Raw genomic sequence first — 13,811 nt, 5'->3', positions numbered from 1 at the left:
AGAGCGTACGTAACCGGAACCGGTAATACCCATCCAACGACCCGCAGGGACCCGCGCCGTTTCCTACCCTGGGAGTTGTGACCACAAGCCTTACCCCCAGCGCAGGCCTTGATCTCTTCCTCCGGGAGGCCACCGGTTTCGGCAGCCCTTCCTCCGCCCGGATCGCCGACGCCGTGCTGACCCTGCTCGTACTCAGAGGTGCGGACCGCCGGACCGGCCTGCCGGAGCCGACCCCCGAGCTGGTCCGGCAGGTGCTCCACCAGGATGTGCCGGTCCTGGTCTGCGTGACCGAGTCCGAGTTGTCCGTTGCCCCCGCCGCCCTGCGCGTGCTCGCCGACCTCGTACGGGCCAGGGGCAGGCTGAACACGAAGCGTCACGCCCGACTGCTGGCCGCGATCGACGAGGCCGTGCCGGAATTCCGGCGGGCGATGGCCGATCCGGGCAATCTGACCTGGCCGCGCTGGTACGCGTCGCTGATGCTTGCCGACGGAACTCCCGTCGACGACCCCGAGGCGGTGCTGCGCCGGCTCGACGCGCATGAACGCACTCCGCGGGCCGACCGCCCCGCCCTGCCCGCCGGGGTGGAGCGGGCGGATGTCACCGGACGAACCGTCTTCACACAGATCCTCCTGGCCGAGACCCTGCTGAGGGCATTCGCCCGCGATCTTGAGCAGCCCTCGCCCGCCGGGCCCCTGCTGCCCGGTCTGCCCCTGGAGGCGGTGGACGTGGATCCGGAGGAAGGGCTGCCGGGCGAAATGCGCCGCATCGCGGGCACGCTGATGGACCGTTGGACGGCTGCCGGACTGTCCGACGCCTTCTCGGGGCCGTACGCGCATCTCGCCCCCGGCCCCGAGGACTCGCCCCACCTCGTCCTTGCCGACGCGCTGCTCGATCAGCACCTCGGCTACTACGGCGACTCCGGTCTCCCGGTCCCGCCGCCACCCGAGCTGCCCGCGCCGCAGGAGGTGCGGGGCCTGCTCCTGGAGGCCCCGCTGCCCGCCCTCCTCTCGGCGGCCGCCGACGGGCCGGAGCTCGTGGACGAACAGGTGCGTCACCTCGCGGTCGCCTGTGGTCTGCTCCAGCAGGACGGCATGCTGACGACACCGGGCCCCTCCGCCGGAATCTGGGCCGATGGCACCCCGCAGGAACTCACCGAACTCGCGGCCGACATCCTCGCAACGGCCGTCGGACGTCTCACGGAGGATCCGGCTCTGGACCCGGAGTACGCCGACGACGCGGCGCACCTGCTGTACGCCCTGTACGAGCGCGGCTGCACCGCCGACTCCGTGGCGCGCAAGGCCGCCGAGTACAACGACTGGCTGATCGATCCGGCCGTGGAGAACAGGCCTGTGCCGGTCCCGGACAGCGCCCCGGCCGAGTACGCGACCCCGGCTCCGCATGAGCTGTCCGACCTGCTCGGCCTCCCCGGCCTGGATGACGAGGACCGGACGGAGCTCGACGCTCCCGCCCGGGCGCTCGCCGCCGTCGTCGACCGGCTTTGCGCCACCGGCGCGGTCTTCCGGACCGGCGACGCGTTCGGTCTGACCCCCCTCGGTGCCGCCGCGGTCCGCCACACGCTGAAGGCCGGTGCGGTCGCCGCGCCCGACCGGGACACGGTCACCGGCTGGGACGCGGCCACCCTCGTCGAAGCGGCCCGGCTCTGGCCCCGGGACGCGACCACCCGGGCCTTCACCGACTGGCTGACCGCCCGCGAGACCACCGCCGGGGCATGGGACGAACTCCTCGGCGCCCTCGCCGCCACCAAGCCAGGCACCGACGAAGCGAGCCTGACCCGCGCCCTGTTCACCTCTCTGGACACCTCGGCCGCACCGCCGGAAGCCCTGCGCGGACAGCTCGCCGACCCCGCGCTCGGCGCGTACGCCCTCCAGGCGCTGCGTGCCCGCGGCGAGCAGGCGGATGAACTGCAGGTCCCTTTGAGCGCGCGTGCTGCCCTCGTCCTGGACGACCTGTACGCGGGCCACCACGAGGACCGCCTGGCTGAACCCGGGCTCACCCCGAGTTCCCTGGTGACCGCGTTCGACGCGGTCGGCACCACGTGGCCGGGCGGCCCCCTGGCCCTGATCGCCGCGCTCGCCGACGCCGATGCCAACCGTGCGCACCGGGTGCTGGCTGACCTCGGTGACCGTCATTCGGACCCGGGTATCGCGGCGGCCGCACGTCGCACCGCCGCGGCGACCGACCCCCTGAGGCCGCGGTCGAAGAGGACCCGCAGACGCTGAACCGCCCGGACGACCGGCGTTGGTCCCGTCAGGAGAGCGGGGGCAGATACATTCGGGCGGGTCCGGCGCCGGCCGATCCGGGGTCGGTCCGACGTCGGGACGCCCTCAGAAGGACGTCTCCCGCACACTGGCCCGGTCCGAGGGAACGGTCGATGCCGTGATCTCCGAGCGGTGCCGGTCGCCCGCGAACGTCACCGTCAGAGTGTCCGGCGCGCTCTGTGTGGTGCTCGCCGTGAAGCCCTGGTTCGGCACCGCCGAGATGAGGCACACCCCTCCGCTTCCGTAGCGCACGGTGGCATTCCCTCCCTGGGAGGTGATGGTGTGCACACCCGAACCGCCCTCTTCGCAGCCCTCGCCGCCCGAGTTCGCATCCGACGGCTCCTCGGGCGTCGGAGGAGTCGTGCGGGCCACGGGCGACGCTGTAGGGGGTCTGTCGGTCTTCCTGGGCGGCTTCGGCCTGGGCTTCGACCGGCTCGGGGTGGGATCGGGGCTCGGGGAGGCGCTGGGAGTCGCCGAGGCGTGCGGCGAGGCGGCGGTGAAGTCCTTCGCCGCCGACTGGGCGACCGGCGCCGTCGGCCTGGTCGAGCCCACCACGAAATGGACCGTGATCATGACGGCCGTGACGCTGGCCGCCGTGCAGGACAGCCAGATGAGCACGTAGCGCAGGTACCGGGACACGACACCATCTTGGCGGACCCGCTAACGTGCCTGCTCATGGCCTCCGTACTTGTCGTCGAGGACGACCCAGTCATCCGGGCCGCGCTGATCGAGGTCCTCACCGGACACGGGTACGCGGTGAAGACCGCTCACCAGGGTTTCGAGGCGCTGCGGCAGATCACCCAGGGCCCGCCCGACATCGTCGTGCTCGATCTCGGACTGCCCGACCTGGACGGTCTCGACGTGCTGCGGATGATCCGGGGCATCTCACGGGTACCCGTACTGGTCGCCACGGCCCGCGACGACGACACCGAGGTCATCAGGCTCCTCAACGCCGGAGCCGACGACTACATGGTCAAGCCATTCTCGGGCGGCCAGCTCGCCGCCCGGCTCGCGGCCGTACTGCGGCGGACCGGACCGGCCGCGGACGACGGCAACCGCCAGCAGGTCCTCCAGGTCGCCGGTCTCAGGATCGACCCGCTGGCCCGAACCGCACACCTGGACGGCGGTGAACTCTCCCTGACCCGACGGGAGTTCGACCTGCTCGCCTACCTCACGCAAAACGCCGACCAGGTCATATCCCGAAAGCGCATACTCGCCGAGGTGTGGCAGCAGCCCTATCTCGAGGACCAGACGGTCGATGTCCACCTCTCGGCACTACGCAGGAAGCTGGGTGAAAAGGCCTCGCATCCGCGCTATCTGCACACCGTGCGCGGTATCGGGATCAAGCTGGTCGCCTCGCCGTCATGAGACGCGCCCTCGCAGGGATCTCCCTGGCCGCGACGCTGATGGTCGCGCTGTCCTTTCTCGTCCCGCTCGCCCTGCTCGTACGCGACCAGGCCCGGGACCGGGTGACCACTGCCGCCGAGCAGCGTGCGGCCGCTCTGTCGCCCGTACTGGCTCTGACCACCAGACCCGCCGATGTGCAGCAGGCGGTCTCGGGCCTGGGCTCGGACGACCGGCTCGCCGTACGGCTCCCGGACGGCGGGCTCGTCGGCACCCTGCACGCACCGCAGGAGGCGCTGAAACGCGCGGTGGGCAAACGGGAGACCCTGGCGCTCGACACCGCCGAGGGATGGGTCTATCTCCAGCCCGTCGTCCTCGCCGAGAACCGGGTGGCGGTCGTCGAGGCCTACGTGCCCGCCGGGGATCTGACCCGGGGCGTGTGGGCTTCGTGGGGCGTCATGTCGCTGCTCGCGCTCGGCCTGGTGGGCGGCTCGGTGCTGGTCGCCGACCGGCTGGGCGCCCGGGTTGTCCGTTCTTCCAGGAGCCTCAAGCGTGCCTCGCTGGCCCTGGGGTCGGGGGACCTCGACGTACGGGTGGACCCGGACGGTCCGCCGGAGCTCCAGGAAGCCGGTGCCGCGTTCAACACCATGGCCGACCGGGTCGTGGAGCTGCTCGCCATCGAGCGGGAGATGGTCGCCGACCTCTCGCACCGGCTCAGGACCCCGCTGACCGCGCTGTACCTGGAGGCGGATCTGCTGGGCGGTTCGCCGGGCGCCCGACGGATCACGGAGGCCGTCGCGCAGCTGGAGAGCGAACTCGACTCGATCATCACAGCCGCGCGCACCCCGCTGGCCGCCGGCCCCGCGAACGGGACGATTCCGGCGCGCCCCAGCGAGCTGACCGAAGTGGTGGCGATGCGGCTCGACTTCTGGTCGGTGCTCGCCACCCAGCAGGAGCGGCTGTACGAACGCTCCTTCACGCCGCGCCGGACGCCCGTACGGTTCCCCGAGGACGACCTCGCCGCGGTCGTGGACGCACTGATCGGGAACGTCTTCCGGCACACTCCGCAGGGCACTGCCTTCGCCGTACGCGTGGAGCGCACCAACCGGCACGTGCTGCTCACGGTCGAGGACGCGGGTCCCGGCGTTGCCGACCCGGACGCCGCGCTCACCCGGGGCGTCAGCGTCGGCGGCTCCACGGGCCTCGGCCTGGACATCGTGGCGCGTGCGGCCCATGCGGCGGGCGGGGAGCTGGAGATCACCCGCGCGGCGATGGGCGGGGCCCGGGTGCGGGTGTCGTTCGGACTTGCGGGCGACGAGCTGTAGCCGGTCCGGCTACCTGCTACCTGCTACCTGCTAGCGGCTTGCGCCGAAGTCCTGCGTCCACCAGGGGCCACCGTCCCCGAAGTGCACGCCGATGCCTATCTCCTTGAAGGAGCAGTTGAGGATGTTGGCGCGGTGGCCGGGGCTGTTCATCCACGCGTCCATGACCGCCGCGGCATCGGACTGCCCCTGGGCTATGTTCTCGCCCAGCGTGGACCAGGCGTATCCGGCCGCCTCGACGCGGCCGGTCATCGTCGATCCGTCGGGCCCGGTGTGGGACATCACGCCGGCGTCGGCCATGACGTCGCTGTAGTCGTCCGCGGCCTTGGTGAGCTTCGCGTTGGACGTGAGCGGCGAGCAACCGGCCGACGCGCGCTCCTTGTTGACGAGTGCGAGGACCTGCGCCTCGGCGCCGTTCGACGACCCGCCGCCGTCGCCCGAGCCGCTGCCCGACCGCGCGGTCGGCCGACTCGCACCACCGGTGCTGCTCCCGCTCTTGGCCTGCACGGTCGGGGTGGCGGTCGGAGTCGCCGTCCGCTTCGGCTTGGCGGAAGCCGTGACACGCGGGCTCGGGGAGGCGGTGGCGCTGGGTATCGCCGAGGGAGAGGCAAGGGGCGACGCGCTGCCCGCGGCGGCCTGGCCGTCCGCCGGTCCGGGAAGGTCACCGGCGGCATCCGTCGTCACCCGGCCCGCCGACCCGCTGTGGCCGCCGCCCGTGGCAAGGGTGACGCCGACGCCCGTCGTGACGGTGATCGCACCCAGTGCCAGAACGACATTGCGCGCCCGCAGCCCGTTCTTGGGGCGGGCGTGGGAATGGGGCTGGGGGCGAGCGGCTCTTCGGGAACCCATACGTGCAACACCTCGGGAGTGTGTCGAGCTCGGGAAAACCCCGGCAGGCGCGTGATCGCGCCCACCGGGTGTGGGGGGTTGGCAAGAGCGTATGGGTGTCCGGGGCCGGGAACGGCGTTCGAAAGGCCTTCTTCAAGAAGCCCTAAGAAAGCCCTAAGACTTCCGTTGGTCACGTCGGTTACTCATCGTCAGCGCGACGAGACGAGTCGGCCGCGTGCTCACGCGGACAGCGTGGTCGCGGGCACCGGCTTCCGTGCCGGATGGTGTCGAAGCGCCACGGTGGCGGGTCACCTGCGACTCCGGCTGCTCTGGTCTTCGGTACGGCAGGACTCTACGGCCAGGGTCTGACATCGGACTGCCTGCCCTCTTGTGGGGCGGGCCGCGGTGTGCCATATAGGTCTGGACCATTGCCGTCGTCCGCGGAGGTCAGACCGTGCAACGTCCCCCCACACTCGCCGCGTTGACCTGCGCGGCCGTCCTTGTCCTCACCGCCTGCGGAGGCGGGGGCAAGGACACCGAGAGTCCCACGACACCCGCCGGGGTGACCGCCCAGGCGGGCAGCGCCACCTCGGCCCACGTCATGTGGAACCAGGCCACCGACAACAAGGCGGTCACCGGCTACGAGGTCTTCCAGAAGGGCGCCAGGGTCAAAACGCTCCCGGCCACCAGGAACATGGTCGACATTGACCAATTGACACCCGAGACCTCGTACACCTTCACCGTCCGCGCGCGCGACGCCGCGGGCAACCTCTCCGAGCCGAGCGCCGCCGTGCCCGTCACCACACCGGCCCCCACGCCGGAGGACCACAAGGCGCCCTCGCGACCGCTGAAGCTCACAATCCGGGCCGACGGGAGCCGTGCGGCCACCTTGTCCTGGGTGCGGGCCGGCGACGACGTCGGCATCACCTCGTACGACATCTACCAGGAGGACTCCCGGATCCACAGCGTGAGCGGAAACGAAACGAGCGCGCACATCAACGGACTTCGGCCGGGAACCGTCTACACCTTCACCGTCCGGGCACGCGACGCCGCCGAGAAGTCATCGGCCGACAGCAACGCCGTCGATCTCACCACGCCGTCCGCACCCGGAGCGCCTCCCAGCACTGCGCCCACCGGGCTGCAAGCAACCGCCCGGAAAGGGAAAGTCGACCTGAGCTGGACGCCGCCGCAGACCAGTGGTCCGGTCAAGGAGCATCAGCTGTTCCTGAACGGGAAGTTGGCCACAACCATCGTGTGGGGTGCCACCCCGCCCGTCGGGACGGCGACGTACACCATGACGGTCACGGACAAGCCGGGCACCCGCTACAGCATCAAACTCCGGGCCAGGCTCCCCGACGGGAAGTGGGGCGACTTCTCCGCACAACGCACGGTCGTGGTCCGCTAGCCCGTTCGCGCCGCGTCGCGCCAGCCGCGGCGGCAGGCCACCTGCCTGATCCAAACGACACGGCCCTGACGCGCGGCCTTCTCACCCGTCGAGTGCCGCCGCCATGTTGTCGAGGTCGGCGAGGAGCTCGGCGAGACGTTGCTCCGGGACGGCGTCGGTCATGCGCTGGTCGATGGCGTAGACGGCGGACCGTGCCGACGCGAGGCGACGGTGGCCCTCCTCGGTGAGGTGGGCGGGCAGAGCGCGGCCGCGGTCGGTGGTGGCCGGCCGGGAGATGAGGCCGGCCTCCTGCAGTCCGCGAAGGACGACGTTCATGGACTGCCGCGTGACGAACGTGCCGCGGGCCAGCTCCGCGTTGGACAGGCCCGGGCGCTGGTCGAGGAGTTCGAGGCAGGCGTACTGCGGCACCGTCAGGCCGTACTCACGCAGTGCTCTGTCCATCGCGCCGCGCAGCGCCGCGGCGGCGCGCTTGAGGCGGTACCCCAGGCGCTCGGTCACGTCGGCGGCGGGCGGGGCCTGGCTGGAGGGAGTCGCGTCATGCATGTCAGGAGTTTGACATGTGTGCGCCGTGTCGCCTAACTTCTGCATATGTCAAAGTCCTGACATGCAACACGATCGAGGAGTACTCATGACTGTCACCGTCGGCGGGCCGGACTTCATCGCTCTGCAGGTGCGCGATGTCGACGCGGCCGCCGCGTTCTACGAGGAGCAGCTCGGGCTGCGCCGGGCGCCCCTCTCGCCGCCCGGCGCCGTGGTGTTCGCCACCGAGCCGGTTCCGTTCGCCGTCCGCGAGCCGCTGCCGGGAGTGGATCTCGACTCCGTCGAGCGGCCCGGACTCGGCGTCGCCCTGTGGTTCCGGACCACTGACGCGCAGGCTCTGCACGACAGGCTCCACGCCGCCGGGATCCCCATCGTCAAGGAACCCGAGGACGGTCCGTTCGGCAGGATGTTCACGTTCGTCGGCCCCGAGGGCTACGCCATCACCACGCACGAAGGCTGACCATGACCGCCATCGCCATCACCCCGCGCGGGCCGTTCTCACTTGCGGCGAGCATGCGGTTCCTGGAGGGCTTCACACCCGCCGGGTACCGCGACGCATCGGACGGCAGGGTGCTGCGCCTGGCCTTTCCCGCCGACGACGGCCACTCGACGGTGAGCGCGGAGGTGAGGCAGGCGCAGGGCTCGGATGGCACCGTACAGGCGGATGTGACCGTGCTCACCGGGAATCCGGGCAACGACGGGAAGGGCGCGGCATCAGCGGAATCGGATGGTGTGAGCACGGTGCGGGCGCAACTGGCCCGCATCCTCTCGCTCGACGTCGACGGCAGCGGGTTCCCACGGCTCGCCGAGGGCGATCCCGTCGTGGCCGAACTCATGGCGGCGTACCCGGGGTTGCGGCCGGTGTGTTTCTACTCGCCGTACGAGGCCGCGGCCTGGGCGGTCATCGGCCACCGCATCCGGATGGTCCAGGCCGCCGCGATCAAGGCCCGCATCGCCCAGCACCAGGGACAGCGCGTCGCCGTTGCCGGGGAGTCGCTGCACGCCTTCCCCACCCCGATGGTCCTGCGCGGACTCAGCCGTGTTCCGGGCCTGCCCGAGATGAAGGTCGAACGGCTGCGTGCCCTCGCCGACGCGGCTCTCGCCGGTGATCTCGACGCAGCCCGGTTGCGCGCGATGCCGGTGGAAGACGCCCTCGCTCATCTGCGGACTCTGCCCGGTATCGGCCCCTTCTCCGCAGAGCTCATCCTCATCCGCGGCGCCGGACACCCCGACGTCTTCCCCCGCCATGAACGCCGGCTCCACGCCTCGATGGCCGAGGCCTACGGCCTCAGCGACCCTGACGCCTCCGATGTGCGCCGGCTCGCCGAGATCAGCGACCACTGGGCGCCCTACCGCAGTTGGGTCGCGCTCCTGCTGCGCACCCGCCGTGAGGAGCAGGCCGGGCCGGCAGCCCGCGGCCGGTCGGTGCGCTAGGCCCGGCGGCGGTCTCGAACCAACCACGACGCCCCCGGTGCTGTGCGAAACCGGGGGCGTCGTGAAGACGTACAGACAGATTCAGCCGGCCAGTTGCTCGTACGCGGGGAGCGTCAGGAAGTCCGCGTAGTCGGCGTCGAGTGAGACGTGCAGCAGCAGATCGTGGGCCTGCTGCCACTTGCCGGACGCGAACGCCTCCTCGCCGATCTCCGCGCGGATCGCGGCCAGTTCCTGCGCCGCGACCTTGCGGGCCAGCTCCGGGGTGGCGAGTTCGCCGTTCTCGAAGACGACGCCCGCGTTGATCCACTGCCAGATCTGGGAGCGGGAGATCTCCGCGGTCGCCGCGTCCTCCATCAGGTTGAAGATCGCGACCGCACCGAGGCCGCGCAGCCATGCCTCGATGTAGCGGATGCCGACCTGGACGGCGTTGCGCAGGCCCTCGTACGTGGGCTTGGCGTCGAGGGAGTCGATCGCGATCAGATCGCCGGCCGCCACCGAGACGTCCTCGCGCAGCCGGTCCTTCTGGTTGGGCTTCTCGCCCAGCACCGCGTCGAAGGAGGCCAGCGCGATCGGGACCAGATCGGGGTGGGCGACCCAGGAGCCGTCGAAGCCGTCGGCCGCCTCGCGGTCCTTGTCGGCCTTGACCTTCTCGAAGGCGACCTTGTTGACCTCGGCATCGCGGCGGGAGGGGATGAAGGCCGCCATGCCGCCGATGGCGTGGGCGCCGCGCTTGTGGCAGGTGCGGACGAGGAGTTCGGTGTACGCGCGCATGAAGGGGGCGGTCATCGTCACCGCGTTGCGGTCCGGAAGCACGAACTTCTCGCCACCGTCACGGAAGTTCTTGACGATGGAGAAGAGGTAGTCCCAGCGGCCCGCGTTGAGACCGGCCGCGTGGTCGCGGAGCTCGTAGAGGATCTCCTCCATCTCGTACGCCGCCGTGATCGTCTCGATCAGAACGGTCGCGCGGACGGTGCCCTGCGGGATGCCGACGTAGTCCTGAGCGAAGACGAAGATGTCGTTCCAGAGGCGGGCCTCAAGGTACGACTCCGTCTTCGGGAGGTAGAAGTAGGGGCCCTTGCCGAGGTCGATCAGGCGCTGGGCGTTGTGGAAGAAGTACAGGCCGAAGTCGACCAGCGCGCCCGGGACCGGACGGCCCTCGAACTGCAGGTGACGCTCGTCGAGGTGCCAGCCCCGCGGGCGCATCACGACGGTCGCGAGCTCCTCGTTCGGCCTGAGGGCGTAGGACTTCCCGGACTTCGGGTCGGTGAAGTCGATCTTCCGCTCGTAGGCGTCGATCAGATTGCGCTGGCCGAGGACGACGTTCTCCCAGGTGGGAGCCGAGGCGTCCTCGAAGTCGGCGAGCCAGACCTTCGCGCCCGAGTTCAGGGCGTTGATGGTCATCTTGCGGTCGGTGGGTCCGGTGATCTCCACCCGGCGGTCGTTCAGCGCCGCGGGGGCCGGGGCGACCTTCCAGGAGTCGTCCGCGCGGATCGCGGCGGTCTCCGGGAGGAAGTCCAGGGTGGAGGTACGGGCGATCTCGGCGCGGCGCTCGGAGCGGCGGGCGAGAAGCTCGTCACGCCGCGGTGTGAACCGCCGGTGCAGCTCAGCCACGAAGGCGAGGGCCGCCTCGGTGAGGACCTCTTCCTGCCGGGGCAGGTGCTCGGCTTCGACGATGGCCAGCGGGGACGGCGCTGGTGCGGACATGAGCTGTCACTTCCTTCAGCGGGCGGTGCCTGACGGCCGCCGGGCGTGCGGTTACGGCACTCGGTGCCGCAAGAGCCGAGGTGCGGTCGCGGGCGCCGTCTGGGGTGTCGGGCGCTTCTGACCAGTGGATAGTAGTTTCCTCATGGTGGAAGTTCAATGGTTTGTTGATATCGAGATTCTCTGGGTCGACAGACCATGGCGCTGAGTGCCACGCCGTTCACTCAAGGTGCGCCAGATCCGCCGCCGTGTCGATGTCGTACGCCTCGGCCACATCGCCGCACTCGATCAGCGCGAGCGAGGACTCGTGCTCCTTGAGATAGGCGCGGGCGCCGCGGTCGCCGACCGCGCTCGCCGTGATCTCCTGCCAGCGCCCCGCGCCGAAGAGAACCGGATGGCCGCGCTCGCCTCCGTACGCGGCCGCCGCGAGCGACTGACGAGAGCGGTAGGCGGCCCGCACGCGGGCCACCGCCTCGGCGCCGATCCCCGGTTGGTCCACAAGAGAGAGGAGCGCCGCGTCCGCCGCCGTGGCGGACAGCGACTGAAGACCCGCGCGCAGCGAGGAGCCCATGCCCTCCTCCCAGCCGGGGTTGTCGACCAGTACGCAGCCGGACAGATCTGCCTCCTTGCGTACGCGGTCGGCAGCCGCACCCAGCACCACATGGACCGGAGTGCAGCCGCCCTCGCGCAGGACGCGCACCGCGTGCTCGACCAGCGGCCGCCCGCGGTGTTCCAGCAATGCCTTCGGCCGTCCGCCGAGTCGCCGCCCGCCGCCCGCGGCGAGCAGCAGACCGGCAACGACCGGCTCCTTCGATGGGTGGGGAAGTGGGTGTGCCATAAGGACTCCTTACCTCATAACCGGTCGAAGTGCCGAGCGATTCACGGCCCGCCGGCCGTGTTGTGCAACCGAGCCGGCGCCATCGGTCGTCCGACGTGGAGAGCGGGGCGAGCCTTGGATAGGGTTCCCTCCGATACTGAAGTTCGGCATGGGGGACGAGAGTTCAATGAGTGGGCGCGCACACGAGGGAACGGTCTTCCAGCCTCTGGCCGAAGACGATCCGAAGCACGTCGCCGGATACAAGCTCGCCGCCAAGCTCGGCGCGGGCGGCATGGGCAAGGTGTATCTGTCGTACACGCCCGGCGGCCGTCCCATCGCCATCAAGGTGATCCGGCCCGACTTCGCCCAGGACGCGGAGTTCCGCCGCCGGTTCGCCCAGGAGGTGCAGTCCGCGCAGCGCGTGCAGGGCCTGTACACCGCGCCGGTCATCGACGCCGACGCCGCGGCCAAGCAGCCCTGGCTCGCCACGGCTTACGTCCCCGGGCCCTCGCTCGCCGACGCGGTCCACGAGCACGGCAAGCTGCCGGTGGAGACCGTGCTGCTGCTGGTCGCCGGAATCGCCGAGGCGCTCCATGTCATCCATGGAGCGGGAATCGTGCACCGCGACCTCAAGCCCGCCAACGTGCTGCTGTCCTCGGACGGTCCGCGCGTCATCGACTTCGGCATCGCCCGCGCCGCCGACGCCACCTCGCTCACCAGCAGCGGCGTCACGATCGGCACGCCGTCCTTCATGGCCCCCGAGCAGGCCGCCGGCAGCCAGGTCACCTCGGCCACCGACATCTTCGCGCTCGGCCAGATCGCCGCGTTCGCGGCGACCGGCAAGGCGGCCTTCGGTGAAGGCACTTCGCACGGTGTGCTCTACCGGATCGTGCACGAGGAGCCCGACCTCACCGAACTGCCCCACCAGTTGCGTGAGTTGGTGACCCGCTGCCTGATGAAGGAGCCGGACGGGCGGCCGTCGGTCGCCGAGCTGCTCACCATCTGCCAGTCCGCCAATGCGGAAACGGTGCTGCGGCGTCCCGAGGAGTGGCTGCCGCGCGCGGTGGCGGCCGAGATCACCACGCGCACGGCGGCGCCCGCGCCGCCGGTGACACCGCCGGCCGGGCATGCCCCGGTTCCGGCCCACCCGCCCACGCAGGCTCCCGTCCAGCAGCCGCCGGTCCAGTCGCCGCACTACGCGCCCACGCAGACCGCGGGCCCGGCTCAGACGCAGTCACCCGCTCCGGTTCCGCCGCCCACAGCGGCCTCCGCCCCGGCGACCCCGCCGCCCGGCTTCGGACCGCCGCCCCAGAACCCGACCTACGGCTACCCGCAGGCGCATGCCGCCCCGCACGCTCATACCGCGCCCCAGCACGTCCGCCCCCCGCAGCCGTATCCGGTGCAGCCCTACCAGACGGCTTCCGGGCAGCTCGCGCCCGGCGCGCCCAAGAAGAAGAGCAGCACTCTCGCCACCGCCGTCGTCATCACGCTGGTGCTCGGCGCGCTCGTCGGCGGTGGCGTGTACGTCGCTCAGTCCGGCCAGGACAAGGACAAGGGCAGCCAGTCCCAGGGCCAGGACAAGGGCGGCAGCACGCCGGACACGAGCGGGAACGGCGCCACTGACAGCGCGGGCGGCAACAAGTCCACCAAGCCCTCCCGACCGGTCGCGGACCCGAAGCCCAAGACGTACAACGGCCTCAACGTGGCGGACGACTACGGCATCAGCCTCGGCGACGAGCCGGTCAAGCCGATTGCGAGTGAAGGCGCCGCCAGCCTCGACTTCGAGCACGAGTACTACATCGGCACGATCGACGCCAAGAACGCAAAGCTGGTCCTCCTGGGCCCGGGCCAGAGCCCTGACCTGGCGACCTGCAAGAGTGACACCCGGTTCGCCTCTTCGCTCAAGATCGAGAATCTGTCGAAGGGCGCGAAATTCTGTGTGCTCAGTGATACGGGGAACGTCGGCCTGGTGACCTACCAGGGCAGGTCGCCCGAATCGGATCCCAGCCACTACATGACCGTCGATGTGACGGTCTGGCGCGGTGCGATGGACTCCGTGCAGCCCTCCTACTGAATTCCGTCCATGGAGTGGCGCGTACCGCATCGGATGGCGTAGCTTGCCCGCGACCCTCAGTGTCCGA

The 13,811-nt window shown here is 70.7% G+C and carries 13 protein-coding genes; 8 read left to right on the top strand and 5 right to left on the bottom strand.

Features of this window, described 5'->3' with window-relative positions; all coding sequences use genetic code 11:
* Positions 1 to 77: 77 nt before the first annotated feature.
* A complete protein-coding gene (locus tag OG905_RS08480; RefSeq protein WP_328667123.1) occupies positions 78 to 2,240 on the top strand; it encodes a hypothetical protein in 2,163 nt (720 codons plus the stop codon).
* Positions 2,241 to 2,345: 105 nt separating this feature from the next.
* Here the strand turns inward: OG905_RS08480 and OG905_RS08475 are convergent, their stop codons facing one another.
* A complete protein-coding gene (locus OG905_RS08475; RefSeq protein ID WP_328667122.1) occupies positions 2,346 to 2,651 on the bottom strand; it encodes a hypothetical protein in 306 nt (101 codons plus the stop codon).
* On the opposite strand from OG905_RS08475, the gene OG905_RS08470 reads away from it, so the two are divergent.
* The 3 genes from OG905_RS08470 to OG905_RS08460 are packed head-to-tail and all read left to right on the top strand — an operon-like array spanning position 2,641 to position 4,948.
* Complete coding sequence (locus OG905_RS08470; RefSeq protein WP_328667120.1) at positions 2,641 to 2,901, top strand: hypothetical protein; 261 nt, start codon at positions 2,641 to 2,643, stop codon at positions 2,899 to 2,901. The two genes, OG905_RS08475 and OG905_RS08470, sit on opposite strands and share 11 nt — an antisense overlap.
* 53 nt (positions 2,902 to 2,954) lie before the next feature.
* Positions 2,955 to 3,647, top strand: coding sequence for a response regulator transcription factor (locus tag OG905_RS08465; protein WP_328667119.1), 693 nt, complete (start codon positions 2,955 to 2,957; stop codon positions 3,645 to 3,647).
* Positions 3,644 to 4,948: a sensor histidine kinase gene (locus tag OG905_RS08460; RefSeq protein WP_328667116.1), complete on the top strand. Its 1,305-nt coding sequence runs from the start codon at positions 3,644 to 3,646 to the stop codon at positions 4,946 to 4,948. Before OG905_RS08465 ends, OG905_RS08460 begins: the two co-directional genes overlap by 4 nt.
* A gap of 30 nt (positions 4,949 to 4,978) precedes the next feature.
* On the opposite strand, the gene OG905_RS08455 is transcribed toward OG905_RS08460, so the two are convergent.
* Positions 4,979 to 5,794: a CAP domain-containing protein gene (locus OG905_RS08455; protein ID WP_328667115.1), complete on the bottom strand. Its 816-nt coding sequence runs from the start codon at positions 5,792 to 5,794 to the stop codon at positions 4,979 to 4,981.
* Between the two features lie 433 nt (positions 5,795 to 6,227).
* On the opposite strand from OG905_RS08455, the gene OG905_RS08450 reads away from it, so the two are divergent.
* The gene (locus OG905_RS08450) at positions 6,228 to 7,178 is read left to right on the top strand and encodes a fibronectin type III domain-containing protein (protein WP_328667114.1); all 951 of its coding nucleotides are present in this window, start codon (positions 6,228 to 6,230) and stop codon (positions 7,176 to 7,178) included.
* Positions 7,179 to 7,259: 81 nt separating this feature from the next.
* On the opposite strand, the gene OG905_RS08445 is transcribed toward OG905_RS08450, so the two are convergent.
* A complete protein-coding gene (locus OG905_RS08445; protein WP_328667111.1) occupies positions 7,260 to 7,721 on the bottom strand; it encodes a MarR family winged helix-turn-helix transcriptional regulator in 462 nt (153 codons plus the stop codon).
* A gap of 85 nt (positions 7,722 to 7,806) precedes the next feature.
* Between OG905_RS08445 and OG905_RS08440 the strand changes: the two genes are divergently transcribed.
* Together OG905_RS08440 and OG905_RS08435 are read left to right on the top strand one after the other, a co-directional pair.
* Entirely contained in the window at positions 7,807 to 8,178 is a 372-nt protein-coding gene (locus OG905_RS08440; RefSeq protein ID WP_328667109.1) for a VOC family protein, read from the top strand.
* 2 nt (positions 8,179 to 8,180) lie between these two features.
* Positions 8,181 to 9,152: a DNA-3-methyladenine glycosylase family protein gene (locus OG905_RS08435; protein ID WP_328667106.1), complete on the top strand. Its 972-nt coding sequence runs from the start codon at positions 8,181 to 8,183 to the stop codon at positions 9,150 to 9,152.
* 81 nt (positions 9,153 to 9,233) lie between these two features.
* Here the strand turns inward: OG905_RS08435 and aceB are convergent, their stop codons facing one another.
* A complete protein-coding gene (aceB, locus tag OG905_RS08430) occupies positions 9,234 to 10,856 on the bottom strand; it encodes a malate synthase A (protein WP_328667104.1) in 1,623 nt (540 codons plus the stop codon).
* 217 nt (positions 10,857 to 11,073) lie between these two features.
* The gene (locus OG905_RS08425) at positions 11,074 to 11,691 is read right to left on the bottom strand and encodes a nucleotidyltransferase family protein (protein ID WP_328667102.1); all 618 of its coding nucleotides are present in this window, start codon (positions 11,689 to 11,691) and stop codon (positions 11,074 to 11,076) included.
* A 166-nt stretch (positions 11,692 to 11,857) separates the two neighbouring features.
* On the opposite strand from OG905_RS08425, the gene OG905_RS08420 reads away from it, so the two are divergent.
* Positions 11,858 to 13,744: a serine/threonine-protein kinase gene (locus OG905_RS08420; RefSeq protein ID WP_328667100.1), complete on the top strand. Its 1,887-nt coding sequence runs from the start codon at positions 11,858 to 11,860 to the stop codon at positions 13,742 to 13,744.
* The last annotated feature ends 67 nt before the right edge of the window (positions 13,745 to 13,811 follow it).

The organism is Streptomyces sp. NBC_00322 (genome assembly GCF_036147535.1).
GTDB lineage: Bacteria > Actinomycetota > Actinomycetes > Streptomycetales > Streptomycetaceae > Streptomyces.
Note: the sequence above shows the minus strand (reverse complement) of the source record. Positions and strands in the feature narration are given on the sequence as shown.

What these genes read in the sequence shown, in the direction of transcription:
- OG905_RS08465 (WP_328667119.1), top strand. Translation starts at nt 2,955, where the DNA reads ATGGCCTCCGTACTTGTCGTCGAGGACGACCCAGTCATCCGGGCCGCG.
- OG905_RS08460 (WP_328667116.1), top strand. Translation starts at nt 3,644, where the DNA reads ATGAGACGCGCCCTCGCAGGGATCTCCCTGGCCGCGACGCTGATGGTC.
- OG905_RS08455 (WP_328667115.1), bottom strand. Translation starts at nt 5,794, where the DNA reads ATGGGTTCCCGAAGAGCCGCTCGCCCCCAGCCCCATTCCCACGCCCGC.
- OG905_RS08445 (WP_328667111.1), bottom strand. Translation starts at nt 7,721, where the DNA reads ATGCATGACGCGACTCCCTCCAGCCAGGCCCCGCCCGCCGCCGACGTG.
- OG905_RS08440 (WP_328667109.1), top strand. Translation starts at nt 7,807, where the DNA reads ATGACTGTCACCGTCGGCGGGCCGGACTTCATCGCTCTGCAGGTGCGC.
- OG905_RS08435 (WP_328667106.1), top strand. Translation starts at nt 8,181, where the DNA reads ATGACCGCCATCGCCATCACCCCGCGCGGGCCGTTCTCACTTGCGGCG.
- aceB (WP_328667104.1), bottom strand. Translation starts at nt 10,856, where the DNA reads ATGTCCGCACCAGCGCCGTCCCCGCTGGCCATCGTCGAAGCCGAGCAC.
- OG905_RS08425 (WP_328667102.1), bottom strand. Translation starts at nt 11,691, where the DNA reads ATGGCACACCCACTTCCCCACCCATCGAAGGAGCCGGTCGTTGCCGGT.
- OG905_RS08420 (WP_328667100.1), top strand. Translation starts at nt 11,858, where the DNA reads ATGAGTGGGCGCGCACACGAGGGAACGGTCTTCCAGCCTCTGGCCGAA.